This is a genomic window from Gloeothece verrucosa PCC 7822, assembly GCF_000147335.1.
Taxonomy (GTDB): domain Bacteria; phylum Cyanobacteriota; class Cyanobacteriia; order Cyanobacteriales; family Microcystaceae; genus Gloeothece; species Gloeothece verrucosa.
The window spans coordinates 5,224,953-5,251,596 of sequence record NC_014501.1; the positions used below are offsets into that span (position 1 = coordinate 5,224,953).

Annotated in this window: 27 protein-coding genes; 16 read left to right on the forward strand and 11 right to left on the reverse strand. The window is 39.0% G+C overall.

Translation table 11 applies throughout. The features are described from left to right. Positions 1-14: 14 nt before the first annotated feature. From CYAN7822_RS23485 to CYAN7822_RS23495, 3 genes are all read right to left on the reverse strand, one after another. Entirely contained in the window at positions 15-455 is a 441-nt protein-coding gene (locus CYAN7822_RS23485; protein WP_013324733.1) for a tetratricopeptide repeat protein, read from the reverse strand. Between the two features lie 26 nt (positions 456-481). Continuing rightward, entirely contained in the window at positions 482-1,900 is a 1,419-nt protein-coding gene (locus CYAN7822_RS23490; protein WP_013324734.1) for a S8/S53 family peptidase, read from the reverse strand. Between the two features lie 671 nt (positions 1,901-2,571). Beyond that, a complete protein-coding gene (locus tag CYAN7822_RS23495; RefSeq protein ID WP_245602634.1) occupies positions 2,572-4,197 on the reverse strand; it encodes a ShlB/FhaC/HecB family hemolysin secretion/activation protein in 1,626 nt (541 codons plus the stop codon). Positions 4,198-4,680: 483 nt separating this feature from the next. Here CYAN7822_RS23495 and CYAN7822_RS23500 point away from each other — a divergent pair, with 483 nt between their 5' ends. Further along, positions 4,681-5,535, forward strand: a complete 855-nt coding sequence (locus CYAN7822_RS23500) for a DUF928 domain-containing protein (protein WP_013324737.1) — start codon at positions 4,681-4,683, stop codon at positions 5,533-5,535. On the opposite strand, the gene CYAN7822_RS23505 is transcribed toward CYAN7822_RS23500, so the two are convergent. Beyond that, complete coding sequence (locus tag CYAN7822_RS23505) at positions 5,532-8,216, reverse strand: CHASE2 domain-containing protein (protein WP_013324738.1); 2,685 nt, start codon at positions 8,214-8,216, stop codon at positions 5,532-5,534. The genes CYAN7822_RS23500 and CYAN7822_RS23505 overlap by 4 nt on opposite strands. A 217-nt stretch (positions 8,217-8,433) precedes the next feature. Continuing rightward, positions 8,434-9,792 (reverse strand): AAA-like domain-containing protein, encoded by a 1,359-nt coding sequence (locus CYAN7822_RS23510; protein WP_013324739.1) that lies wholly within the window; start codon positions 9,790-9,792, stop codon positions 8,434-8,436. A gap of 419 nt (positions 9,793-10,211) precedes the next feature. On the opposite strand from CYAN7822_RS23510, the gene CYAN7822_RS23520 reads away from it, so the two are divergent. From CYAN7822_RS23520 to CYAN7822_RS23530, 3 genes are all read left to right on the forward strand, one after another. Next, complete coding sequence (locus tag CYAN7822_RS23520) at positions 10,212-10,469, forward strand: 50S ribosomal protein L13 (protein ID WP_013324740.1); 258 nt, start codon at positions 10,212-10,214, stop codon at positions 10,467-10,469. 61 nt (positions 10,470-10,530) lie between these two features. Beyond that, positions 10,531-11,214 carry a malonyl-ACP O-methyltransferase BioC gene (locus tag CYAN7822_RS23525; RefSeq protein WP_013324741.1) on the forward strand — a complete coding sequence of 228 codons (684 nt, stop codon included), beginning with the start codon at positions 10,531-10,533 and terminating at the stop codon, positions 11,212-11,214. Between the two features lie 235 nt (positions 11,215-11,449). Beyond that, positions 11,450-13,039, forward strand: coding sequence for an HsdM family class I SAM-dependent methyltransferase (locus CYAN7822_RS23530; RefSeq protein WP_013324742.1), 1,590 nt, complete (start codon positions 11,450-11,452; stop codon positions 13,037-13,039). Between the two features lie 63 nt (positions 13,040-13,102). Here the strand turns inward: CYAN7822_RS23530 and gatC are convergent, their stop codons facing one another. Then, positions 13,103-13,399, reverse strand: a complete 297-nt coding sequence (gene gatC, locus CYAN7822_RS23535; protein WP_013324743.1) for an Asp-tRNA(Asn)/Glu-tRNA(Gln) amidotransferase subunit GatC — start codon at positions 13,397-13,399, stop codon at positions 13,103-13,105. Between the two features lie 75 nt (positions 13,400-13,474). Beyond that, positions 13,475-13,996: a photosystem I assembly protein Ycf3 gene (locus tag CYAN7822_RS23540; protein WP_013324744.1), complete on the reverse strand. Its 522-nt coding sequence runs from the start codon at positions 13,994-13,996 to the stop codon at positions 13,475-13,477. 223 nt (positions 13,997-14,219) lie between these two features. Here CYAN7822_RS23540 and CYAN7822_RS23545 point away from each other — a divergent pair, with 223 nt between their 5' ends. Next, positions 14,220-14,534, forward strand: a complete 315-nt coding sequence (locus tag CYAN7822_RS23545) for a hypothetical protein (RefSeq protein ID WP_013324745.1) — start codon at positions 14,220-14,222, stop codon at positions 14,532-14,534. Positions 14,535-14,617: 83 nt separating this feature from the next. Then, a complete protein-coding gene (locus tag CYAN7822_RS23550) occupies positions 14,618-16,828 on the forward strand; it encodes a pentapeptide repeat-containing protein (protein WP_013324746.1) in 2,211 nt (736 codons plus the stop codon). Between the two features lie 64 nt (positions 16,829-16,892). Here the strand turns inward: CYAN7822_RS23550 and CYAN7822_RS23555 are convergent, their stop codons facing one another. Further along, on the reverse strand, positions 16,893-17,273 hold the full coding sequence (locus tag CYAN7822_RS23555) for a response regulator (protein ID WP_013324747.1): 381 nt from the start codon (positions 17,271-17,273) through the stop codon (positions 16,893-16,895). A gap of 124 nt (positions 17,274-17,397) precedes the next feature. Then, positions 17,398-17,901 carry a GNAT family N-acetyltransferase gene (locus CYAN7822_RS23560; protein WP_013324748.1) on the reverse strand — a complete coding sequence of 168 codons (504 nt, stop codon included), beginning with the start codon at positions 17,899-17,901 and terminating at the stop codon, positions 17,398-17,400. 586 nt (positions 17,902-18,487) lie between these two features. Between CYAN7822_RS23560 and CYAN7822_RS23565 the strand changes: the two genes are divergently transcribed. Then, the gene (locus tag CYAN7822_RS23565; RefSeq protein WP_013324749.1) at positions 18,488-19,426 is read left to right on the forward strand and encodes a fatty acid desaturase family protein; all 939 of its coding nucleotides are present in this window, start codon (positions 18,488-18,490) and stop codon (positions 19,424-19,426) included. 23 nt (positions 19,427-19,449) lie between these two features. On the opposite strand, the gene CYAN7822_RS23570 is transcribed toward CYAN7822_RS23565, so the two are convergent. Continuing rightward, entirely contained in the window at positions 19,450-20,049 is a 600-nt protein-coding gene (locus CYAN7822_RS23570; RefSeq protein WP_013324750.1) for a MiaE family protein, read from the reverse strand. A 146-nt stretch (positions 20,050-20,195) separates the two neighbouring features. On the opposite strand from CYAN7822_RS23570, the gene CYAN7822_RS23575 reads away from it, so the two are divergent. From CYAN7822_RS23575 to CYAN7822_RS23615, 9 genes are all read left to right on the forward strand, one after another. Then, positions 20,196-20,957 (forward strand): metallophosphoesterase family protein, encoded by a 762-nt coding sequence (locus CYAN7822_RS23575; RefSeq protein ID WP_013324751.1) that lies wholly within the window; start codon positions 20,196-20,198, stop codon positions 20,955-20,957. 356 nt (positions 20,958-21,313) lie between these two features. After that, the gene (locus CYAN7822_RS23580) at positions 21,314-21,985 is read left to right on the forward strand and encodes an SOS response-associated peptidase (RefSeq protein ID WP_013324752.1); all 672 of its coding nucleotides are present in this window, start codon (positions 21,314-21,316) and stop codon (positions 21,983-21,985) included. Between the two features lie 405 nt (positions 21,986-22,390). Continuing rightward, positions 22,391-23,209, forward strand: coding sequence for a DUF4351 domain-containing protein (locus CYAN7822_RS23585; RefSeq protein WP_013324753.1), 819 nt, complete (start codon positions 22,391-22,393; stop codon positions 23,207-23,209). Positions 23,210-23,271: 62 nt separating this feature from the next. Continuing rightward, entirely contained in the window at positions 23,272-23,523 is a 252-nt protein-coding gene (locus CYAN7822_RS23590) for a hypothetical protein (RefSeq protein ID WP_013324754.1), read from the forward strand. Next, the gene (locus tag CYAN7822_RS23595; RefSeq protein ID WP_013324755.1) at positions 23,520-23,969 is read left to right on the forward strand and encodes a type II toxin-antitoxin system VapC family toxin; all 450 of its coding nucleotides are present in this window, start codon (positions 23,520-23,522) and stop codon (positions 23,967-23,969) included. Before CYAN7822_RS23590 ends, CYAN7822_RS23595 begins: the two co-directional genes overlap by 4 nt. Positions 23,970-24,021: 52 nt before the next feature. Then, positions 24,022-24,306 carry a DUF4351 domain-containing protein gene (locus CYAN7822_RS23600; protein WP_013324756.1) on the forward strand — a complete coding sequence of 95 codons (285 nt, stop codon included), beginning with the start codon at positions 24,022-24,024 and terminating at the stop codon, positions 24,304-24,306. A gap of 127 nt (positions 24,307-24,433) precedes the next feature. Further along, a complete protein-coding gene (locus CYAN7822_RS23605; protein ID WP_013324757.1) occupies positions 24,434-25,039 on the forward strand; it encodes a Uma2 family endonuclease in 606 nt (201 codons plus the stop codon). Between the two features lie 100 nt (positions 25,040-25,139). After that, positions 25,140-25,358 carry a hypothetical protein gene (locus tag CYAN7822_RS23610; RefSeq protein WP_013324758.1) on the forward strand — a complete coding sequence of 73 codons (219 nt, stop codon included), beginning with the start codon at positions 25,140-25,142 and terminating at the stop codon, positions 25,356-25,358. Positions 25,359-25,448: 90 nt separating this feature from the next. Next, on the forward strand, positions 25,449-25,673 hold the full coding sequence (locus CYAN7822_RS23615) for a DUF4351 domain-containing protein (RefSeq protein WP_049802626.1): 225 nt from the start codon (positions 25,449-25,451) through the stop codon (positions 25,671-25,673). Between the two features lie 170 nt (positions 25,674-25,843). Here CYAN7822_RS23615 and CYAN7822_RS23620 read toward each other — a convergent pair whose 3' ends face one another. Then, positions 25,844-26,551, reverse strand: a complete 708-nt coding sequence (locus tag CYAN7822_RS23620) for an effector-associated domain EAD1-containing protein (RefSeq protein WP_013324759.1) — start codon at positions 26,549-26,551, stop codon at positions 25,844-25,846. Between the last annotated feature and the right edge of the window lie 93 nt (positions 26,552-26,644).

Consider the following 26,644-nt stretch of genomic DNA (forward strand, 5'->3'; position numbering starts at 1 on the left):
AATATAGTCATATATTAGGGCCCACATTGTACGCATAGTCCTCCGGATCTCTCTCCTGGTTTTCTTGTGGGCGTTGTACACTCTCCGCATATTCCTGCTGTCTTTGGTTTAATGGCCAGTGCTATTATTGCCGCTTCTGCCTCTTCTCGCAATTTTTCGGCTTCTGCTGTTTTTCCCTGCTGTTCTAGAATCTCTGCCAACTCGGTCTTGGCTATAATTAGAACATGGATATGTTGCTTTAACTTTACTTCCTCAATTGCCTGTTGATACAAAGCCTGTGCAGTTACTGTATTGCCCTCGCTTTTAAAGGCTTGAGCTTGGTTTAAAATGGCTATGGGGTCATCTGGAGCATTTTGGGCAGAGGCAACCCCAGGTGCAATAACAATAATGGATAAAGCCAATAAAAATACTAAAACAAGTGAACAAGCAGATTTGATTATAGATTTTTCTTTCATGAGTTTAATTCCTTCTAATTGTGGCTCTACTGTAGAACAAATCTAGCTAATCCCTTTCCGCTTTTGGCTTCAGAGATATGAGGGAGGCCGATGACATTGGTTAAAATTTGAGTTTTCACTGCATCTACGCTAAGTGTTGGGTTTTGACAGCGATAAAGGGCTGCAATACCTGCTACATAGGAAGAAGCGATACTTGTACCACTCTGGCCCTTGTAAGTTGACTGGCCCTGGTAGTCTCTTTCAACACTCGAGTACACATCAACCCCATAACCCATGAGATCGGGTTTGCTATATTCTTGACCTTCTTCGTCCTTGACGCAACCGCTTCCGGAACAGTCCGCTAATTGGTGCTGATAATCTACTGCTCCTATAGCCAAAACTTCCTGGAATCCACCTGGGTAGGTAAAGTTGTCTGGGTTATTTCCTACGGCAGCTATAACTATTACATTCGCTTGGATCATTTGATAGAGGTCGTATCTTAAAATCTTGAGATACAGTTCCAGTATTTCTTGCTTAGGAATGTCTGGAGGAGTAGGTGAGGAGGGTAAGCAGATAGACAGATTAACTACAGCCGGTTTGTTTTTATTGTTGTCGCTCTTGAAGTGTTCCATCAACCATTGTAGGCTTTTTCTGATTCGAAGATAGGTAGTGGTATGGGTTTCACTTTCAATGACAGAAGCTACATACAAATCTGCTTCAGGTGCTATACCTAGGGTCTTGCCAGCTATAACACCACAGATAGAAGTTCCGTGTCCTCCCGTATCAAAACCTCGGACATTACGAGGACTTGAGTCAGTGGGATTAAGGGGAATATAACTATAGCAAATGCTTTTGTCACAAAATTCTTGATGATCGGCATCAATTCCAGTATCTAATACACCCACTAAAACTCCTTCACCTTTAATCTTGTTTCGATGGGCTGTAGGGATACCACTTTCTTCAAGCAATCTTAGCCTAATATCAGAGGGATTTTCAGGGTTAGAGCTATCAGTCAACGCCTCTTGGGTTTGGGTTAGAACAGACACCGGAAAATCATCGATGAATTCATATCGATTTGCTAGTGCATTTTTGGCTTCTTGTTTCTCTTGTTCGTTACGAAAAAAAACCGTAGTGCTGCCCAGTACATCTGGCCCAATATACACTCCTTTATCATGACGGGTAATTAATCTCTCTCGGTGACAGATCTCCGGATGACTACTGCCGGCTTCGTCTCTTAGAGAAGATTTTATTTGTGCTAAATTTTTTAATCCGATTTTGGGCATAGTTTCTTGCAGTTGCTCTATACCCAGATGATCTAATATTAAACTCGGGTTGCGGGCCTGTACGGCTGGAGAATAAGTCAGACTATATTGATCTTCTCGAGCAATCTTAGGAATAAGGAAACAAGTTTTTGGAAACTCTTGCTTTAAAGAGTTAAGCAGGTCACTTGTATGTGATTGGTTCATAAAATATTAAGTATATTGACAAAAGTCTAGTTATATAACTTTAAAGTAGAGAGCCAAGAGGAGGCGGTGCGGTATTGACATAAGGGAGGGTTTTATCAGTATAGTTAGTGTTGTACTACTGGGCCTGTAAACTTCACAACATTTATTAAATTTAACCTCCATCCGCAGGAATAATATAGCCGTCGAATCGGAGAAAAAGCTTAATTATCAATAGCACCGTGTAGAACACTGTCTCGACTTGTAACGAATTTTATCTATTCTGTCGGGAAGGCAAGCTGTTATTTTCCCTCTAAGAACTTTTTTAGCCGCCAGATTATTGGCTCAAAATTCGTTGTAAGCAGTTTTTATTGATAACTAAGCTTGACTTTTAAAGCTGATATGGCTATAAAATTTGAGTAACGGGTTTCAAGTTATAGTTAAATTTTCTAAATTCATCAATTTGTTTTTTTGTATAAGATCTATAAGTAACATAATTTCCATCTCTACTCTCACTGAGCTTAATAGCAATTTTTCTGGATAAAAATCTTGATTTTTCAAGAATTCTACTTGGGTGCATCTGTATAAATATTATGAATAATCCATCAAGAAAACAATGGGATAAAATCAGGTATTTGATTAATTAATAATCCCCCAAAAATCTGTAAGTCAGGAAAAGTCAGGAAAAGTGAGGTTTAAAAAGGATTGTAGTTTACCGAAAAATAAAGACCCTGCTCTTGCAAAGACCTCTTTTGATAATCCACATCAGTCAAAGGAATACCCCAATCAAAGCGAAGCGTCAACTTATCCCCCATCTGCCAACGCAAACCTAAACCCACACCTACTAGAGTATTATTATCTGGGGTAGGAATCGGATTATCTGCCGTATTCCAGCCCACGCCAAAATCGAGAAAGCTCACAACTTGCAACAGGCCTTTGATGCTTTCTACCCTCAAAATAGGCAGCCGCACTTCTGCCGAAGCAAAAAACCCTTTATCTGTCAATAAGTAATCTTGCGTATAACCTCGGACACTATACAATCCTCCTAAAGGAAATTGCTCTAAGGGTACTAGAGGACTGTCTGACAACTGTAAGTCAGAACGAAGCACCAATAACATATCAGCCGCCAAAAGCCGCACATACTGCCCCTGTATTCGCCAATCAAAGAACTCACTATCCGGAGGTTGATCGTTGATAGTGCTATCAAAAGCATTAACCCCTATATTAAACTGCGATCGGGCAGCCAAGACTTCTTGACGACTGCGCTGAGTCCATTCCTGAAACAACCGTAGTGTAGATATTCTTGTTCTTCCTCTCTCATCAGCACCGGGCGAAAGCGGAAACTCTACCCCGAAAATTTTACTTCGACTTTCCTGCCGCGATGCAGTTATTCCAAAAGCCAATTCTTGAGTAGGATTTTGAATGACAGGTTGACGAAAACTTAACTCAACATAGGGAGCATCGCTAGTAATATTTAATTCGTTAAAAGGTTCTTCAATGACTTTAGAGTCTGTTACTCCCCCTGACAAAATAACAGTCGCATTACGAGGATTAACGGGAATGATATAGCTGAGGTTAACATTATCACTGCCATCACTATTAAGATATTCTACAGACAACCCATCGCCAAAGCCGATTAAATTCTGATGATTAAGACGAACTCCTCGCCTAAAAGTCCCTACACTCGGTATGCGGCTATTATCCCCATATAATTCCATATTAAAAGTATCTGCTTCAGTAACTTTAACGGTTAAAATACTCAAATCCGCACGAGAACCAGCAGATAATTGGGCAGATATGTTTTTAATTAAAGGGTCAAGTTGTAATAGTTGCAAAGCTTCTAGTAAACGGTTTTGATTGAGGGGTTTAGAAGCCGCCACTTTCAAACGAGAGCGAATATAATCAGGATTGAGCCGCCCCTTAACGGTAACATTAATTTCCTCAATTCCTCCTTCGATAATTTCGATTTTGACGATGGCTCCTTGTGCGGCTAAAATTTGATTAGCTGGAATAATTGCACCTGAATTAATATATCCAGCGTCAGTATAAAGTTTTGTCACAGCCGCCTCGACTTGCAACAGTTGGGCAAAGGTAAGGGGACGCTTCGTAAATGGGGCAGTTATTTTAGCCAATTCTTCGTTGCTAAATACCGTATTGCCTTCAAACTCGAACCGACTCACGGTAATTGTTCCAGGGATGTTGGAGGGATAAGGAGAAGAAGAAGGCGTTGGCGTTGGACTCTTTGGAGGAACTTCTGGTAGGGGTTGTGGACTGGGGTGTTGTGGGGGACTAGAAGGAATAGGGTTAGGACTTTGAGACAAGATTGTTGAATTTAAAAATAAAAATTCATTTTTTAAAGCTTTTTGAGGATATGTCTCAGCGAAAACCGGCATTACCTCTATTTTTAGCAAAAAAATCAAATAAACTAATTTTTTAGGACAAATATTCGACATTAGCTGGACAAATAACGATTAAAATTTTCTAATCAGACTCTACCCTCTGGCGGGGTTTAAAATAATTTACTATGATTGCCTCTATTTCTGTCGCAAAAGGGATAAAATTGCAAGCCGGCTCAAGCTTGTCTGGAATTTAACAGTCCATACCCCCTTTTCTTGTGGCAAAAAACCGATATAAGACCGGCAAAAATTTTCCGCATTGTCGATCAAATGTAGTTGTGAGGTTCAGCTAATGTTGTATGCGCCCAACCTGTAGCATAGCAAAGATTTACCTCATGATGATGAGGAAGCTATATTTAACGATAAAATTAGTAATAATGCCTCCCATCCTAATCCTAAAAATCACCTATGCTAAAGAACCAACAATTACTCTTTATAATTACCATAGGATGGTCGCTAGTAGGGACTAATTCTATAAATGCTCAATCGACGATTCGTGTCACTAGCGTAAATAAGCAGCCTATAAATCATTCTTGGCCAGCACCGTCCAAGACTCAACAGTCATCCACCAACCGGATTGACCATCAACCTACTATCAATCCTATCACTCAAGTATCTTTCACCCCTCCTCCCAAGGAAGGAAAACCTGATAAAACGACAGGCGCAGGCTCACGTCAGGATGGGCAATGTCCTCAAGATCTGACGCAATTCACCACTCCTGACACCTCATCAAGTAAACTGTCTCTAGCGGCACTTGTACCGAATAGCAACTACGGCTTAACAGGAGCAGAACGTCCGACTTTTTTGGTTTACCTGCCAAAAACCTCTGCCAAACAAATTGTTTTAAGCATCAAAGAAGAGGGTATTAAGCACTATTCTCAAACTTTCTTGCCCATAACTCAATCAGCAGGAATCATCAAAATAAAGCCTTCTGACGATACACCGCCTCTACAAGTCAACAAAAATTATCAGTGGGCTGTTGTATTAGTTTGCGGAGAAAGGCCCGGACCTAACGATCCCATGATTGCCTCATGGGTACGCCGAGTGGATCTTCCTAACTCAACTTCTCAGCAGTTAGCCGAAAAAACTCCCCTAATGCAAGCGGCTTGGTATGGTAACCAAGGAATTTGGTATGATTCTCTAGTGGCTCTTGCTCAAGCTAGACAAGTTCAATCTCATCAATATTCCATGACACAGATCTGGGCTAACTTTCTGACCTCTGTTGGATTGGAGTCATTTTCAAATGAAAAATTGCAATTTTAAATATTAGTTTGCTTTTTATCAATAAAAGCTTGATTTTTCTTACTTTCTGACAGTTTGAGATAGGCAATTGCTATGTGGCCTGCCTCTGGATACTCTCGGCAAACTTCTAAGAGTTCTGTCAAAGTGTAGTGCAATAAAAGTTTGTCGAGTTGTTTATTGGCAATAGTGACTAAAGCGATGGCACCCGCCAGGAATGTCATGCTCGAGGGAACCACAGGAACCCACCAACCTTGCAAAAACAAGATATAGGCTAACCCAAATAGCCCTATACTGATCAGCAACAAACCTATAGCCATCACCACAGAAGATTTATTCCACCAGCTTATCCCGGCTCCCAATACAGCTAGGGCAAAAATCCATAACCATTCTAAAGGCTCTTTCCAAACCCGCAGCAGAGGCCGCCCATCTTTTGAAGCACTAATGATTTGGCTGATAATATTAGCATGAATAAACACCCCTGGCATAGGAGTAGGAGAATTAAACCAATTACTGCTGTAAGGGGTATAAAAGAAATCATTAATGCTTTGGGCTGTTGTTCCGAGCAGGACGAGGCGAGAGCGGAAACTATTAAGCGGAATTTGGTTATTAAGCACTTGTGTCAGCGAAAAATTTAAAAAATCCGCCTGAGAACCTCGAAAATTGAGTAATATTTGATAGCCTCCTGACTGAGCGCAAACATAACCCCCATCATTGGCTTCAAAGCGTTTAAAGGTTGCTTTGCCTAAAAGGATAGTATAGGGATCATTATCAAGGGTTTTCTCAGTGATTCCTTGAGCCTCTAGATAGTTTAAGGCGAGTTTTAGGGCTAAACTATAGCGAACTTTATTATCAGAGAGCCTCACAGACAACAAGGCGCGGCGTATTTTACGGTCTGTATCTATAACGACATCAGAAAAACCCACTTGTCCACGCTCACTTAAAATCGCAGGAGGAGCAATTGGATTTTCTACGACTTTTTCAATGCCAAATAAATTAGGCGTTGATTGAAATAATTTAATTAAATTGTTATGACCGGGTTCTACGGGTAAATCTCGATAAAGATCTAAACCAATGGCTTGAGGATTTTGGGCTTTAATATTAGTAATTGCTTGAGCCAAACTAAGATCAGGTATAGGCCATGTTCCGATTTTTTTAAGGTCTGACTCATCGATAGTCACAACGACGACTCGTTTTTCTATGGGTTCTGTAAGTCGCCAACGAAAAAATTGATCTAGCATTCCCCATTCTAATTCTTGCAGCAAGCCGCTATTACGTAGCAGTAGTATAGGAATAGTCACACCGATGGCAACTAGAGCGAGCCAATACCCTGCTATGCGCTGTTTTTTAACTGTCTCTCTGGCTTTTTGCCTTGCTGTGGCCAAAAACTGGCTGGCTTTTTCAATGTTATGAAGTGCTGATTGCGCTTGCCGTTTGGCTAAATCTTGACTAGCAACTAAATATTGATAATCTAAATCACTGAGGCTTTTACCCAATGCCCAAGCTAAAGCATCCAGTAAGCTTTGTCCTTGTAATAAATAGGATTCATCCTGACAATTTGACGCTGACCAGGCGGTGATCGCTGTTCCATAGGGACGTAACTGACATAATTTTTCTTGTAGCCATTTTTCATTAAACACAGATTCATAAATACGATTATAAACTTTTAGTTTTCCCTGTTGTTCTACTACTAACCCAGACAATCGTAATTCTAGATGTTCAGGACTTAACTCGGCGGCAATCTCTCCCTGATCCCGAATATTTTGATAAAGTCCTAATAGTCGGCTTAATTTTGCTTGATTTCTGTAACAAATTCTGTCTCGAATCGTTCTTAAATGCTCCGGCTCATCTTGAGATTCCCAATTTTCAATAATACGTGACCTGACCACTTGTTCCACTGAGAAAAAATTATTAATAGTTGACTCATCGACCACAAGATTACAGAGTTTTTGGGTAAGAAAGGGTTGCCCGCCCGTCCAATCTAATATTTGCTTCATCACAGCTTTAGGATTATCGACTTTTCCTTGCAACCCCTTAATTAAAGGTTGTACTTCGTGAAGTTGAAAGCCCTGTAATTTGATCGCTTTGCCAATATTAAAGGGGGTTTGTGTCTTATCTTGAATTAAATCGTTAGGAGTGGCTACCCCCAGCAGGGCAAAAGTTAAGCGTTTATATTCAGCATTAATATTTCGTTGTCCTAAAAAGAAGCGAATGAGGGCAAAAAAATCATTTAAAGAGAATTTTTGACTGAGAACTCGATCAATTTCATCGATAAAAACCACTATGTTTTCTCTGATTTCGACTAATAATACTTCTTCGACAAATAAACTTAAACGCTGTACAGGAGATAATAGATCTCGTCGTTCTCGCCACCAAGTCCGCCATTGAATTTTAGAATTAAGTTGACAACTACTGACTAATGATTGAACGATACCGGCATACCACTGTTCTGGGGTCATTTCTTGTTTTCCCATGCCGGTTAAATCAATAAAAGCACAGATGGTTCCTTGGGCCTGTAGTTTTTGCATTGTCCGCACCCGTAAGCTAGATTTACCCATTTGTCGGGAATTAAGGACATAACAAAACTCTGCCGCCACTAAAGCTTCATAAAATATCGAGTCAGCTTGTCGAGTTACGTAACTAGGCGCTTGACTATCAAGGCTGCCTCCTACTTGGTATTCAAATTTTGATTGATTTGGTGTCATTTATACGGGCTTTAATTTTCCTTCACGAGGCAGGAGTAACAATAATTTCTAATCTCATCCTAGCTTTTCGTTTTACAGATGGTGACCCTCACCTGACTTTTCCAGACTTTTTACATTCATGACCTGACTTTTTCTGATTTTTGTCGGGACTGAATCGGCAATTTCGGGAACAATTCCTGATTTTTTTGCCTTACCTTTTACTCTCTTAATGTTACATTTATAAAACGCGGCGGAAATACTCTCGATATAAATTACACCGAGGTATTACCATATTATCGAGTCGTTGCACTAATCCTATACTATGTAATTTATAAATTTGTATCGACTCTAACTCAACTGGTTCTGATGAGTTAACCACCCTTTTGAAAGCCTCAGCTAATTCTGAGTTTTTTTTGAGAATTTCTAACTGTCGGCGTAAATGATTATTATAAATCCCTGATTCTGTAGAAGCTTGTTGTAATAACTGTTCTAGGTTTATATTATTGGCTTTCACTTGATACATAGCCAACTGTCCTAAATAAGGATGTCCTCCCACCATTTTCATCAATTTTTCTACCTGAGACTCATGCCAATTGAGGGCATAAAGATCAGCTAATTTTTTTACCTGCTTTTGCTCAAATTCCTTTAATTCTATAGGGACTCCAGCATTAAACGGAGATTGATTCATATCTAAAGGAATATAACATTCCGTAGAATGTGCCATCACTAAGCGCAGTTGTTTCCAGATGGGAGAAATTTTTCCCTTTTCATGCCAACTTCTTAGCATCCCGAAAAAGTCTTCAACTACATCAATATAAGTAAAAATTCGCTCAACTTCATCTAATCCCAATACCAAAGGACAGTTGATCGTTGTCAACAAATACTCTTCAAAATAGACCGTACAATTATCATTGCTTCCTAAAATATCTGTATCCCAATAATTATTTAACTGATTTTCGATTTTTAACTGACGGCTAACCATTAAACAAAGCCAGCGTAGAAACTTATCTAAATTGGTTAAAATACTGCGCTCTACACTGCTCAAATTTAAATACACAGTTTGATAATTATGGGATTGGGAATATGCTATAATTCGAGTTAGTAAGGAAGTTTTACCCATCAGCTTTGGCGCTTTAATCCGAATCAGAGAACCCGGTTTAATAACAGTTTGATAACAAAGTTCTTCTACAAAGTCTCGCTCTAAATAAAAAGGGGAATTTAAAGAAACTGATCCCTCCGGAAAGGATAAGTCTGTTACTGATGAAACCGTTGGCAATTTGACAGTCGTGTTAGGGTTACTTAATCGAGTCTGCTGTTTGGCCCATGCTCTTTCCATTGCCCCTTTAAAATTACTTTTATTAACATCTTCTCCTAAAGCAATAGAAAGCTTTTGCCATAATTTAGGCCCGATATCTCCTCTGAGATAATTAACAGAAAGATGATAAATTTCTCCCATTTTTTCATAAGTAAAACCTTGCCAAGCTCCTTGTAAAACTTGCATTTCAACATCTTTAAGATATTCTTGAAAATTCTCAAAGAGGACTTTCTCTGCAACTTGTTTAGCTTGTTCCCAACTGAAAGCTGATTTGTCATTCATCGTTACTCAAAATTTCTTAAAATTTTATAACTAAATTTTAGTCTACAGTAACTAAACAAATCCGAAAAATTCCCGCCGCCGTCGTGAGAGCATCCCTTAAACTTAATGAAGACCGGATTTTAGCAACAGTAAATATTGCAGATTTGAAAAATTTTGTTAATTTTGTTTTCGATGATTTCTAGGGTTTCTAGACCAAAGTGAGCAACGATACGTTTAGCCTTGACTTCTCCCCGCTCTAAAGAGACAAAGTATGATCTCGCATGGGTTGATCGAGATACATAGCATAAAGGAGGGGAGCATCTAAGCCGGTTAAGAGTTTTTCAGTGACCATTAAAATTTTTCGGGACTCTCCAATTATGATAAAGGTTGAATGCGGCACATAATATCTTTGAGGGTAACCTAGATAAATCACTGAAATAATGATTAGTCTGATTTTAGTAATAGTAGCAGTAGCCATCGCTTTTTTAGTCGGGATGTGGTTGGGAATGGCAATGAGTTTATCGCAAAAGGAGCCAAAACCACCCAGAGAGATTACAGAGTCAGAAAGAGAGCAAATTTTAGAGGTACTGCGTCAACGGCGAACCATACAGGCTCTTAAACTCTATCGTAAATGTTCGGGAGCATCCCTAAAACAAGCGGCTGAAGCGATCGAAGAATTAAAAAAACAATTAAATTAATACTGGATCAAATTTGGCTGTATTGTACACTATATAAAAATTAGGTAAGTTTTTGATTGATATGAGCCTTAAACTGGGAGAAATTGTACCTTTTGGACGTTCTAGACAAGAGTATGAGTTAATGTTCAATCTGTCTCAGGAAGATTACCAACAGGTAATTCTAGGATGTGGAGACGGTCCTGCTAGTTTTAATGCTCAAATGACTCAAGAGGGTTATAGTGTCATTTCTATTGATCCGATTTATCAGTTCTCTAAAAGCGAAATTCAACAAAGATTTGACGAAGTAGTCGATAATATTATTGCTCAAGTTGCCGCTACTCCTGACAATTGGAGTTGGAGTTATCACCGAGATGCTGAAGATTTACGCCAAAATAGGGTTAAAGCTTTGGAAATTTTTCTCAAAGATTATGAACAGGGAAGAAAAGAGGGACGTTATCAAGCGGCGGCTTTACCCCATTTACCTTTTGAGTCGGGTCAATTTAAGTTAGCTTTATGTTCTCATTTGTTGTTTTTATATTCGGATTTATTGTCTGTAGAGTTTCATATAGAATCTTTAAAAGAACTCTGTAGAGTGGCTCAAGAAGTGCGGATTTTTCCTCTACTTACCCTCGGTCGCCAAGTTTCATCTCATATTGAACCTGTTAGAGAAGCCTTGGCTAAAATGGGAATTAAAAGCCGCATTGAAATGGCTAATTATGAGTTTCAAAAAGGCGGGAATCAGATGTTAAGGTTGTTTCAAGAATAACTCTTAAATATAGATGTAAGTAGTCGGACATAAATAAAGCACTCTATATAAAGAATTGTAAAATGGCTACAATTACCCGACACCCGACACCCTACGATGCTCCGCGCTACGCACAGTCGCTTGTGCTAGGAGGTCACCCTAACCTCACAGTCGGGAACGAGTTCCCGACCCCAGTTAACTTTATTTTTGTCCAGGTACTTAGGTGCTATGTTACTTTTTGATCATCATTAAAAATATGCAAAATTTTCCTGATAAAAATTTTTCTGAAAATGAATACTGTAAATCGGTTTCTTTAGAACATCGAAAAAAATATGCTCAATTTTTCACCCCTTATCCCATCGCCTACTTTATGGCGAAATGGATTTTAGGAAATCCCGACTGTCAAACTATTCTAGACCCGGCTTTTGGCTTGGGAGTCTTTGCTAGAGCGATTTTAGACCAGACTAATACCCCTATAAAAATTAGCGGTTTTGAGCTTGATCGTTGGATTTTTACAGAAGCTAAACAGTTAATCGAAAAAGACAATATTAGTTTGTATAACCAAGACTATCTCTTTACTGATTGGGATAAAAAATATGATGGAATTATTGGCAATCCTCCTTACTTGAAATTTCATAGTTATGATAACAAAAATAGTTTAAAAGAAATTGAGAATAAATTAGGGATTACTTTAAGCGGCTTGACCAATTTATATACTTTATTTTTATTAAAATCTCTGGCACAAATCAAGCCGAATGGCAGAATCGCCTATATTGTCCCTTCGGAATTTTTAAACTCGGATTATGGAAAAGGCATAAAAGAGTATCTTTTAAAAGATGGCAAACTTAGATATATCCTGATTTTGGATTTTCAAGAAACTATATTTAATGATGTCGTTACCACTTCTAGTATTTTACTTTTTGCCAATGATGGAAATGCTCAATCCCTAGAATTTATCCCCGTTAAATCTATTGCTGAATTAGAAAAATTACCCACCTTACTTGCTAACTATCCTCAGAGTTTAATCGGTAAAAAATTCAGCTATTCCCAAATTGAACCGAAAAAAAAATGGCGTTTGTACTATCAAACTCAACAGTCTTTAAACTTTAAAAATCTTGTGCCATTTTCCCAGTATGGAAAAGTAATCAGAGGAATTGCGACAGGCGCTAATGAATATTTTACTTTTAATGCCGCAAAACAAAAACAATATCACATCTCCGAACAATATTTATTACCCTGTATCACTAAAGCTAATGATGTAACTTCGCCTTTTTTTACCCTTGAACATCTTGAAGAACTGAAAGCAAAAAATAAAAATATTTTTGTGCTTAATGCTACCGAATTAGAAGATGAGCATTTAAAAAAATATATTGAACTGGGAGAAATCAATAAGATACACAAAAAATATTTAACCAGTCACAGAAATCCTTGGTATTCTCTAGAAAAACGTTCACCAGCGCCGCTTTGGGTCTCAGTATTTAACCGTAATGGGCTACGATTTATCAAAAATGAAGCTAAAATTAGAAATTTAACTACTTTTCATGGTATTTATTTAAATTTCCTATCAGCTAATCGAGAAGATTTATTATTTGCCTATTTACTGACCGATGTTTCTAAAAAAATCTTTCAAGATAATAGACGAGAATATGGCAACGGACTAGAGAAATTTGAACCGAATGACATAAACACATCTCTAGTCATTAATTTAGACAGCATAGACTCACAAGAAGCCATAACTATTATTGAACTTCTCAAGGCTTATAGAATAAGCGTACTATCTAGAGAGAGCCAACCAGAATTGTTAGACGAACTCGAGGAAATATTTAGAAAAATTTTGACAAAATAAGAGAATTAAGGAGTAAAAAGAGGATTATTTGTTTCAATCCTCTCATGTCTCCAATTTTACGATTTATTCTTCGTCACTACTGAGAATTTGAGGGACTTTAAAAAAGTCTCCTTCTTGTTCGGGTGCTTCTTTGAGGAGTTCTTCACGACTCGCATAAGACTTCATCAAATCCGGACGAGTAATATTGGTAATTTCAATGGCCCGAGTGGTCGGAGGAACATCAGTAGTATCTAACTCACTTAGCTGTTCAAAATATTCTAATATACTACTCAATTGACTGGTAAATTGTTCTTCCTCTTGGGCCGTAATTTCCAAGCGCGCCAAATGAGCAATTTTTCTAACTTGTTCCTTATCTATCATTATGTTTTTGTCAATAGTTAGTTGATCAGATGAGGGAGTTCATGAAAAGCCACCATAAACCGACACAAATAATCATTAGAAAAAGACATCCATTTCAGAACGTCCAGTCACTTTGAGCCAGTTTTGGGCCTCAATGTAATTATTGGGAGCTAGACGGATAGCTTGTTTCCAGTATTCCCCCGCCTTATCAAAGAAAGCCTCGGCTTCCTCTTCTTTCCCTTGTTCTTTGGCTCTTTCTCCCTGATAGTGATAAATCACAGCAATATTATTGAGGGCTGAAGGCAGGTTAGGATTAAGCTCAATGGCTTGATGGTAATAATCTAAAGCTTTCTCATGTTCCCCGTTACTAGCATGAATAATCCCGATATTGTAGAGGATGTAACTGCGGTCGTTGCCATCTTCTTCTAATTTCAGAGCTTCATAGTAGTTATCGAGAGCTTCGGCGTATTCTCCCTCAGCTTGAGCAGACATTCCATCTCGGTAATAAACAAAAGCCTCTTTAGTTTTCTTATTGAAAGGCACGATTTTGAGGATAATGTCCGCCATCACCGTGAAGGTTTTGTCAATAAAGTTGTCGTTCCGTTGAGTTCTTGGCATGATCGAGCATCTATGAGGGCTATTAATTTAAGATCCTAGCTCGTTGAGGGACAATTGGGAACAAACAGAAACAACCCTCACGTCAGAGGTTCTAAAGAAAATCTATGCTCCCCCCCTACTGCTGTTTAACCCAATTCTCCCCTCTCAAAAAAATTCTCAAGTTAATTTTAAATTCGTCCTCGGGGCTGTTTAAGATTGATTTAGACCCTTTACGGAAATACCTATGAATAACCAAAACAATCAAGATTGGGAGAGAAGATTCCAGGAGTTGGAAGCGGAAATTAACTCAGAACCGGAACAGCCAACCAACTTGCCGAAACAGTTCGAGAAAACTTTCACCCAACTCAAGCAGTGGTTTAACAAGTTGTCTACACCGGCACAAGTCGTAGTGGGCATTGTGGGGGTTGTGTTGGTCTTCTCGGTTGTTAACAGTGTGCTAAAACTGGTTGCCTCCCTACTCAGTATCACTATTTTGGCTGTCGTCTTGTATGGACTCTATAAGTTCTTTATGACTCCCCGTCCTCATCAAGGAGACTAACACCGTTAGACAGTTAGCAGTTAACTGTTGACGCTTTCCTTAAATTTTTCACTCTGACTCCTGACTCGCTGACTTCTAAAATTATGGCAAGCCCCACAATTAAAAGAGGCAAAAGGCACTCATCTGGTAAATCTATTTCCGTAGCGGGAATGTCGTTTCTAGGACGACGCTGTGCCGCTTGGGTAATGGAAGTTTACCTTGTCGCTATCAGTGGATTAGTTCCCTATAGCATCGCTGTTTATATCGAATCCCACTCCTCTTCTCAACGAGTTCCCCTCCATCCCGTTTTAGCCAAAGTGGAGGAAGAAGTCGCTCAAACTCTTGCCCTTCCTCAAGGTGAAAATCCGCGCCAAGTGCCTCCGCTAACCAATGTATTTTTGGGATTAGCTTTGGCGATGCCGCTTGCTGTAACCGGATGGCAACTGTATATACTCACCCGAACCGGACGCACTTTACCGAAAAGATGGTTAAAAATCCGAGTAATCAGCACTTCCGGGCGCACACCGTCAGGATTACAAATCCTTTTAAGAGAAGGTGTGGGTAAGTGGGGTTTGCCTCTAAGCATCGCTTATTTACTCTGGCGTTATAGCGCCCTTTTTCCCAATGGGGGACTGCTACTGGGGTTAAGCGGCGTGATGATTCTTTTAGAAGGAGGACTGCTGTTACTCTCCCCTCGTCGTCGTTCTCTCCATGACCAAATTGCTGACACGGTAGTCATAGACACCCGACACAGTTTGAGAAATGGTTCTCGCGCCAACCGTAACCCCCAATCGCCCAACAGGCCATCGGTAACGGTAGAGGTACCTTCAGATTATGCTGCCTATACAAGAGACAACGGCAACTCTCATCATGCTGAGCCGGTTAGAGCAATTGTATTAAGCCCCTCTCTAGAAGAACCCCAAGCAAATCTCTGGTTATGGATGCGGCGACACCCAGGCACAACCCTACTGGTGATTGCCTTGGCCGGCATGACGGTAATTTTGGCGACTTTTGTCGGGACTCAAGTTTATATTCAGAGTAAAACCGATCAGCGAGAGTCTCAGCAACAGCAAAATCAAGAGTTTCAGTTTTTGGTGACTCAATTAGCCGCCACCTCACCGGACCCTCTTGAGCAACGTAAATCAGTTATTTTAGCGTTAGCACGCAATGAAGACCCCCGGGCGATTGCCTTATTAGTGGATTTATTAGGCCAGGAAACGAATTTATCGGTTATTGATACGCTGCAACAGGCTTTTGCGAGTGTGGGCACAAGAGCCTTACCAGCCCTCAGACAGCTAAATCAATCTCTATCTCAACAGTTACAATCTCTCAATGACCAAAATTCTCAAGAATATCAATTAACCGCTTGGCGTTTAAGGGCAACTAAACAGGCCATCGCTAAAATTTTTCTCCTGCACAATGGTCAACTGAGTCAGGTAAATCTTACTCGCATTGATCTCAACCAGGAAATTAACGAAATGGCTCCATTTACCTTAGTTGGGGAGCAATTGAACCTAGCCGGCATTAATTTAGAGAATGCGCTATTAAATGGCGCTCGCTTAGGGGGCAGTATTTTTTCGAGTGCGGGTAAAGATAAATATGATGATACCTCTGATGATTTAAGGGCCAATTTAAGGGGGACAAATTTAGTGCAAGCTGATTTAACAGATGCCTTTTTAAGTGGTGTTGTGCTAGAGAGGGCTAATTTATCCCAAGCCAATCTCAAAGGCGCTAATTTATCCCAAGCCCAATTGAAACAGGCGAATCTGAGCAGTGCTGATTTACTCTCAGCTAATTTACAACAAGCGAGTTTAGAAGCGGCTAGTTTGACGGGAGCTAATTTAACCGGGGTTCAATTGAATAAAGCTAATCTTGAAAAAGCTAATTTAGGACAGATTAAAGCAGCCAGAGCCGATTTTTCTGAAGCGAATTTAATTCAATCTAACTGGCAAAATTCGGATTTATCTGCTGTGAATTTTAGCGGGGCTAATCTGCAACAAACTGACCTAAGTTCTAGCTTTTTGAAAGGCGCAAATTTCCGTAATGCTAAATTAGAAAATGCTAACTTAGCTTATTCTAATCTGTCCCAAGCTGACTTAAGAGGGGCAAATTTAGCCGGTGCAAATTTTCTTGGGGTGAGTTTTTTCAACCCTGAAACATCACGCTCTGATAATTTTTTAAAAGCACCGGTGAACGATCAGTCCGCAGCTATTGTACAAGGGGTGGACTTTAGCGAAGTGAAAAATTTAAGTTCAAGTCAGATTGTGTTTATTTGTCAAAAAGGAGGAATTCATCCTCAATGTAATTTAAAATAATCGGGAAAAACCTATTCAGGCAAAAAGCCTGAGAAAAAACCGCTAAGTTTCATCTCTTTCCCCCTTAATCTTGCCAATGGAGAAACTTTTGAATTTGTCTGACTAATTCAGGAGGATCAAAGGGTTTATGGATGATACCAGTGACCCCTGAATTTATTAAGTCATCTTCTTCATAATAAACTTCTTTGGCGGTTAAGAAAATAGTGGGAATGTGTTGGGTGGCGACATTAGCTTGTAGTTGCCTAAAAGTCGCTTGTCCATCTAGGTCAGGCATCATAAAATCTAAGATAATTAGGTCTGGCTGTTCGTTTTGGGCCTTAACTAAGCCTTCTCTACCCGATGCGGCTGTGATGACTTCCCAACCGGCTACCACCTCTAAACTAACCTGGATAATTTCTCGAATGCCGTTATCATCGTCAATGACTAAGACGCGCTTATTGGCCATGACTATTACTTACACCCCTAGGGGAAGATTGTGCATAATATCCGATTGCTTATCTTTAATAATACGCTTTTTATTACTCATTGGTCATCAGTCTTTTTTGAGAAAGCTTTTGATTTTTTAGGATTTATAATCTTTTGACATAAAGGCGATCGCAGCGTTTTGTCTCTACGCCGGTTGTCCTTTGATAACCGTTATTTTCATATAATTGTACGGCTTCTTTTAAAACACTCGCCGTCTCAATCCAAATTTCTTGATAACCTTTATAACCAATAATTATTTCTAATTGTTGTAATAAATATTTTCCTAAACCTTGGCCTCTAACTTGAGGTTGTAGATACATTTTGCGAATTTCTACAGCTTTATTTCCCCTTTCAATGGGATAATAAGCCGCCGTTCCCACAATGCGGCCCTCAAATTCCACTACCCAAAATTCGCCCCCAATCGCTAAATAGGCGGCTTCTACTGCGATCACATCTCGATCAGCTTCCTCGGGTTGCCAAGGTAAACCATACTCCTGTAGCACTTCTCGGATTACATCAGCCGCCGCAGTACGGTCGCTTTCTTGCCAGTCTCTAATTAGATAGTGCGGAACTCGCATTCTCCCCCAGCCTTGATAAGTTTTGTTCATCAGTTAATCATGCAAAACGATTAACTATTGTAGAAGGAATCATGAAAGTAAAGATCCCCTTTCTCAGATCTTGCACCAATTTATTTAAAACCTTGTCAAATCGGGGAAAGGTTAAAGGGGAAGGGACAAAGGCTATTTTATCCTTGACCCATTCCCCATTCCCCATTCTCCATTCCCCAACAAAGCCTAGATATCGAACTGCTGCAAGATGTGAGCCTTTGCAACGTCTCTACAGAGAGACAGGTTGAGAGTAATGAGCCTTGACCTCTAAAGCGGCTTAACTGTTTTAAAATGCTATTTTATCTCAAAAATGTTCATTTTTAACGTTTTTACAGAGCCGATGACCGCATAATGTTTATGAACCAAGATCTTGATAGTTCAGCAAATTTCGTGAAAAATATGTCCTAAGATGATTGTAAAAATTTAATAATTATGCTTAAAAATGCCCGAAGGGTTTTTTAAAATAATTTAAGTATGAATTTTCTTAAAAATTAAAATCCAACAATTTGGGAATGCTAATACCTATATTGGCTTAACCAAAATTTTTCTAGTTGCTCATGTTTTTGATGATTAACGAGGTTTCTAAATGGATCTAAAGCCTTTAACTAAAATAAATTATTTCTCTTCAATAACGCGGCTATTTATTTATTATTTATTAATGTTTTTTTTTATTTTAGAAATAAAATTTTCTCAAAATTTATTTTTGACCATTACCGAGCAATTTTTCCTAGGTCTTGTCTTCGCGCATGGTCTTCAATTACAGCATGAATGCTTTCACGACAACTTTTTTAAAAATAAAAAATTAAATTCTTTTGTTGGCTTTTTACTGGGTGTTCCCATGTTGATTTCTTTTACCCACTACCGAATTCAACATTTGTATCATCATAAATATTGGCCAACGGAAAAAGATGTACCAATATTTGATTATTATCAATGGAAAATAAATAAATATCTTAGAGAGTTTTCTCAAGCTCTAAATATTGCTAAAATCTATAATTTTTTTGTGGTTTATATAAAATTAATTCAAGGACAATACCCAAGCTTATTTCGTCATAAAATCTATGTCCAAAAAGCCTTTCAAGAATATTCTATTTTAATGTTTATTTTCCTAAGTGCTATTAGTTTCAGCCTCATTTATTACTCTAATTTATTATTAAAAGTTTGGTTTATTCCTTGGTTGATATTTGGCGAATTTTTTCATTTTATAATACAGTTAGCTGATCATAGTGATTGTGATAAAAATAGCCTGAACATCTATAGTAATACTCGTTCAATTAAATCCAATTTTTGGGTCAGATATATTGTCAATAATAATAACTATCATGTTGAACATCATCTTTATCCTAAAGTCGTCTTTGCTAATTTACATTTAATTCATGAATGGCATAAAGATAAATTTAACCACTTTTCTCCTTCTTATTCAAGTTTTTTAAAAAATTTATATATTAAACCGTTGCTCAAAGTCAAGTTCAGACTGTTAAAAACTCTAAAAAGTTTGAAATTATTGTCGCTTGACTCTGATTAAATCCCCTCCCTAAATCCAACCGACTAACTATGAATTCTCGGTTCAGGATATAAATTAGCAAGAATATCACTCTCGACTATCGCTAATTCTTCCAATCTAGATTGAATAACATTTCGCTCAAAATAATGATCAGCAATCAGCCAATAAATCCCATAATGCCGCGCTTCAGAAGCCATCAAGCCGCGATAAAAAGCCGCCAACTCAGGTTCAGGACAATGCTGACCTAATAAGCCTAAACGCTCATGAGAACGCGCTTCAATGAGAGCCGAAACCAGCAAGGAATCTAACAAGCGATCGGGTTCTTGGGGACGAATTTGTGCCTTAAGTAAAGAACCATAGGGAGGAGAAGCCAGAGGCCCCAGAGGAATACCCCGGCGATCTAACCATTGGTTGACTTGCTCAAAATGTTCTAACTCCTCTTGGGCGATCGCCGTTAGCTTGCGGACTAGGGGAGAGTATGAAGGATAGCGAAACATCAAATTAAGCGCCACACCCGCCGCTTTACGCTCACAATGGGAGTGATCCAGTAAAACAATATCTAAATGGGTAATGGCTTGTTCTACCCAAGCCCATTGGGTAGGAGATTTGAGGAGATTAATCTTGGCTGTGGTTGAAGAAAGCACTGGTCTTGATGAAAATAAACAATAAAAAAATTATATTTTCTTTTCTATAATAAATTTTTTCGGCAAATGGGGAAAACTAAGAATATAAGTGCTGGCTCAAAAACAAAGCTGTCTTTGATAATTGTTATTTGATAAGGGATCTCATAATGACCCATCGTCGAATTGTTATAGGTGACGTTCATGGACACTACGATACTCTGATCGCCTTATTAGATGCGATCGCCCCTGCAAGCGATGACCCGATTTATTTTTTGGGAGACCTCGTTGATCGCGGGCCCGAAAGTGCTAAAGTGGTGGATTTCGTCCGTGAGAATAAATATCGCTGTTTGCTAGGGAACCATGAGCAGATGTTGCTTGATGTTTTAGTGAGACGACGTATTTCTAGCGAAATGTTTCAAAGTTGGCTCCACAGTGGCGGTTATTCTACTTTATTGAGTTATAAACATAACATACCCCAAGAACATCTCGATTGGCTGAAAAAGTTGCCTCACTATCTTGACTTAGGGGATGTTTGGTTAGTTCATGCAGGAGTTGATCCCAAACTGTCGTTGGAAGACCAAACAGAGGAGCAGTTTTGTTGGATTAGAGATCAATTTCACAGCACCACTAAACCCTATTTTCCCGATAAGCTAATTATTGTAGGTCATACCATTACCTTCACCTTTCCTCAAGTGCAACCCGGCCATTTAGTCTCAGGAGTGGGATGGTTAGACATTGATACAGGAGCCTATCACCCTAAGAGCGGCTGGTTAACAGGGCTTGAGCTAACTAACAAAATAGTTTATCAAGTCAATAGCCAAACCCGTGCCTTTCGCAAAATGCCGCTAGAGGAAATTGTCACACCCATTGATCCCACTAAGATTTATCAAAAACGTCTTAAAACATTAACTTCCACATCCCCCGACTGAATCTTTCCACAAGCCCTCCAGACTACTACTACAGTAGTAGAACAGGAACATTGCCAAGGGATTGATCTATTCCTAAAGATTAATTTTTTCTGATCTTTTAGATAAAGGTAGACACATAGCAGAAATTTTGTTATATAGTTATAGACAAAGATTCGGTGTGAGGAGAAATGTAGAAAAGCGTTTGGGGTCGAAACACGGCAAGACTCCCAGGCGCTTTTCTCATTAAAAGATTGAACTTAAATCAGATTTTTAAGCTGTTGTCCATTTAAACTGGATATTATGATCTTAGGAAACAAACCCTAAAACTCTTCCCCCTACACCCCGCTACAAAGAACAAATTAAATGCGTGACAGCTTATGTGTGGACGATTTACTTTAACTCACTCAGCCGCTACTATTGGTGATAATTTTAATTTACCTTTAGCGCTTGAACTAAATCCTCGCTATAATCTCGCCCCAACTCAACCAGTATTAACGATGGTTCAAGAGCTTAATTCACCTCGAGAGTGGAAAAAAATGCGCTGGGGTTTAATTCCCAGTTGGGCCAAAGATCTAAAAATCGGTAATCGCTTGATTAATGCTAGAGCAGAAACTGTATCGGAAAAACCCTCTTTCAAGAGCGCTTTTAAACATAGACGTTGCCTGATTATTGCTGATGGGTTTTATGAATGGAAAAAAGAAGGAGCATCTAAGCAACCCTATTATTTCCAAACTTTAGAGGCTCAACCCTTCGCTTTTGCTGGACTGTGGGAAACCTGGAAGTCACCAGCCGCAGAGTTAATCATTTCTTGTACGATTATTACCACCACAGCGAATGATTTAGTACAGCCGATTCATGAGCGGATGCCGGTTATTTTGCCTAAAAAAAGTTATGATCAATGGCTAGACCCAACCCTTACTGATTTAGAGGAACTTCAATCTGTCTTAAAGCCATTTTCGAGTCAGGAAATGAAAGCCGCTCCTGTTAGTAATTTAGTTAATAATCCGTCTTTTGATAATAAGGATTGTATTCAGACTATTGCTCTCTAGCGCCGCTCCTAAAAATAATATATTTATGCTCTTTAAACTGCCCTCAAACAATTTTTAACTAGGGCTTATGTCACAGTATATATAATATCATAATTGGGAGATTTAAAAAATGAAATAGACAGTTGAAGAAGCCGAAAAACAGCTACCCTCGATCATTAATGCTTTAGGTCTTGAGCCTCAGCTACTTTATACTGATAAGAAATTAGTAGCGGCAATTGTAGCTCCTGAGCTTTTCTGTGAATTTTTAAAGTGGCGGCAAAAAACTTCACAAACATCTCTAGCTCAAGTCTTTAAAGAACTTCAGGAGTTATGTAGCGAAGAAAATTATAGTTTAGAAATCCCACTGCGAAGCGATGACTAGCAATTAGTACTAAAATCTGTTTGATCCATTTTGAGTAAATACCCTTGGCATACGATAACATCTGCCGATTTTTAACATCTGAGTATCCATTGCCTTTTGTACAGTGGTTGCTTAATTCTGCTGAAACAAATATTCAGGTTTTACCGACAGAATTAAGCTTAGAACCAATTCGTTCTGATGCTTTATTTCAACTACCAGAACGAGGTAGCATCCTACATTTGGAGTTTCAAACTGTTCCTAAATCAAAACCATCTCTTCCTGTGAGGATGCTGGATTATTGGTTGAGAATATATCGAAAATACGAATGTCCCATCGAACAAGTTGTTATTTTTCTAAAACAAACGGATTCCCCTGCTGTTTATATCAATGAGCTTGCCGTTGAGAATACAAGACATCAATATAGAATTATACGCTTGTGGGAGCAAGACCCAAAGCCGCTTTTAGCTAATCCTGCACTGCTACCTTTAGCGGTTTTGGCTTCTACAGATGCACCAGAAGTTTTATTAGAACAAGTTGCTGTAGAAATAGGTAAAATCGAAGAACCCGAACAACAGAAAAACATTACAGCTTGCATAGAAGTGTTGGCTGCCTTAAAATTCGATAAGCAACTAATTCGTCAGTATTTTAGGGAGGAAATAAGGGAAGAGTCACCAATTTATCAAGAAATACTCGAAAAAGGTGCTAAAAAAGGTAAGTTACAAATTTTAACTCGACAACTTTCACGGCGCTTTGGTGCAATTTCTGCTCAATTACAGGGGCGGCTTCAAGCACTGTCGATTAACCAGTTAGATGATTTAAGCGATGCACTGTTTGACTTTTCGGAAATATCTGACTTGGCAGTTTGGTTGCAAAATCAGCAGTAATCAGGAGGTTTGAAAAATGAAATGGACACTTGAAAGAGAATTATGAATATAGGATAAAATTGATGAGTCTATCACTTGAAAAAATTTTAAGCGAGATTGAGCAACTGACTCCAGAAGAACAATTGACGGTGATGGGACATTTGGTGGAGCATATAAAAAAGCATATCAACCAAGCTCAATCAAAACGCAAGTGGAGCGATTTGAAGGGTATGGCTCCCTATCCGCTATTAGGCGAGGATGCTCAGGAATGGGTTTCGCGGACTCGACAAGAAGGAGATGAGCATCGAGAACGGTTGTTGCGAGGAGAAGAATGAGGATTAGTGATGCTTTAGTGAATGTTTCTCGCTTGTTTCTCGATACAGCACCCGTAATTTATTTTATAGAACGCAATCCGCAGTTTGTGGATTTAGTCGATCCAATTTTTGAACGATTGGAAGCTGACATTACAGCAGTGGTATCTGGGATAACGTTATCAGAGTGTTTGGTAGGTGCTATACGTCTGGGGTTAGCTGACTTAGAGCAAGCTTTTGTGGATGTGTTGCAGCAAGAACAAGTGGTTTTTGTGGATATTAATGCCGCTATTGCGCGAGAAGCGGCAAGACTTCGGGTTCGTTATAACCTTCAGTTACCCGATGCGTTGCAGGTGGCGGCGGCTTTAATGGCTGGTTGTGAGGCGTTTTTAACGAATGATGCGGCTTTGAAGCGAGTGACGGAGTTGAGGGTTTTGGTGGTGTCTGAGTTGGAAAGCGAGAACCCGTAATGATGCAGGAGCGATCGCTTAAACTGGTGGTGAAAGTGGTTTTTGCATAGAAGTGTTGGCTGCCTTAAAATTCGATAAGCAACTAATTCGCCAGTATTTTAGGGAGGAAATAAGGGAAGAGTCACCAATTTATCAACAAATACTCGAAAAAGGTGCTAAGAAAGGTAAGTTACAAATTTTAACTCGACAACTTTCACGGCGCTTTGGTACAATTTCTGCCCAATTACAGGGGCGGCTTCAAGCACTGTCGATTAACCAGTTAGATGATTTAAGCGATGCTTTGTTTGACTTTTCGGAAATATCTGACTTGGCAGTTTGGTTGCAAAATCAGCAGTAATCAGGAGGTTTGAACAATGAAATGGACAGTTGAAAGAGAATTATAAATATAGGATAAAATTGATGAGTCTATCACTTGAAACCTAACTTATAATCACACAGGACTTAGCATCAGGAGATTGACCCCCATGACAATTATCTCCTCAAAAACACTCACTTTAGAAGATTTTCTCTTTCAATACCGACAAAATCACCGCTATGAATTAGCAGACGGAGAACTAATCGACATGGAACCCACTGGCCCTCACGAAACGGTGAGCGGCAAACTTGCCACCCAAATAGGGATTTACCTTGTTGCAGAACAACTCCCCTGGTTTATTCCTCGCACTTGTCTGATTTACCCGTTTGCAGATGCCGCGACAGTTCGTCGTCCTGATGTGGTGGTTCTCGATGAAACCGTTCTTGATCGGGAACCCCTGTGGGAACGAGAACCCGTAATTACTCTTGGACGCTCAATTAAACTGGTGGTGGAAGTCGTTAGCACCAACTGGGAAACTGACTATGCTCGCAAGGTTGAGGAATATGCACTATTGGGAATTCCTGAATATTGGATTGTGGATTATCGAGGACTAGGCGGTGTGGCATTTATTGGTAAACCCAAACAACCTACTTTCACGGTTTGTCAACTCGATGAAGATACTTATACTCAACAACAATACCGACTAAATCAATTAATTACTTCACCGCTTTTGTCCGGTCTTCAACTTCGCTTAGATGATGTTTTGCCTCGTTAAGGGTAAGTAGCGATCGCCGGTTTTAAACCTATCATTAGAAGTGTGTAGCCGCAAATATTGTTTGGTCTTAGGGTTAACTTTAATGAAAGTCTAGGTACTGATGAGTCTATCACTTGAAAAAATTTTAAGCGAGATTGAGCAACTGACTCCAGAAGAGCAATTGACAGTGATAGGACATTTGGTGGAGCATATAAAAAAGCATATCAACCAAGCTCAACCAAAACGCAAGTGGAGCGATTTGAAGGGTATGGCTCCCTATCCACTATTAGGCGAGGATGCTCAGGAATGGGTTTCGCGGACTCGACAAGAATGGTATTAAACTGTTGTTGGAAGTGATTTTTGCGTAGAAGTGTTAGCCGCCTTAAAGTTTGATCCATAACTAATTCGTCAGTATTTTAGGGAGGAACTAATGGAAGAGTCACCAATTTATCAAGAAATACTGGAAAAAGGTGCTAAAAAAGGCAAGTTACAAATTTTAACTCGCCTACTTTCACGCCGCTTTGGTACAATTTCTGCTCAATTACAGGGGCGGCTTCAAGCGCTATCGATTAACCAGTTAGATGATTTAAGCGATGCACTGTTTGACTTTTCGGAAATATCTGACTTGGCAGTTTGGTTGCAAAATCAGCAGTAACTCGAAGTATTTACCTATGAAATAATAGGCAAGTACAGAAGAAAATGTTTAGTTATCTGTAATCGCTGGCTTTAACTTTATCACCAAAGGTACGATCACCGTTGGAAAATGATGCGGTTTGATAAAGCTCTGAAGATTTAGGTTTTAGAACAATCAAAAGCTTAAAGATATTAACCAAATAGTTTTGACCACACCCTAAATAAACTACTTTGCCAGTTCATTGTTCGTGTGTGATTGTCGGATAATAAATTTAAGTCTGACTTTATTTTATTTTCATATTTTGCTACTAAATCATCGTCAAGCTCATAATATGAGCGCAACATTCTTAATTCATCTTGAGCGTTGGCATTTAAAGGATATCCCTGTTCTTTGATTAGAGCTACGTAACATGATAAGTAGGCATTCAAGTTTTTTTTAAGTGTCGCAATAGGTTCAAATAATTCATTTTGAATTGTAGAAGTTTCTTCTGTTGTTAATTCAAAACTTTCTTTGATATCTTCCAGTATTAATAATTCGGCAGGAGAAATAACGCCATCGTTATATAAAAACTCCTCAAAAAGAAGGCGATAAAACATTAACCCTAATTCCCTGCCCATTTCCTTAATAGAATTTCCAAAGTAATTAACTACTATGATTTTTAGACGTTTATTGCCGGGATTATGGTTCACAGCTTCAAAAACTAAATTTTCAATCCATCCTTGAGAATATGCTGTTTGTACTAATTGAAAAACAATTTGTGTTAAACTATCTCCATCTGCTATAACAGTCAGATTTTTCTCTAACTTAAATCTTAAAAATTGTTGAAGTTCAAACTTATTAGGAAAAGCATCAATTAAAGCAGTTTGTATTTCTTCTAGATGTGAACCGGATAATTGCATATTTATTAACCTTACCTATTTTTCCAAATGATTTGAGAATTGTTAGGGATAGCGTTGAGGGTGTATGAGATAATAAAAATTTATTCTTTTTTG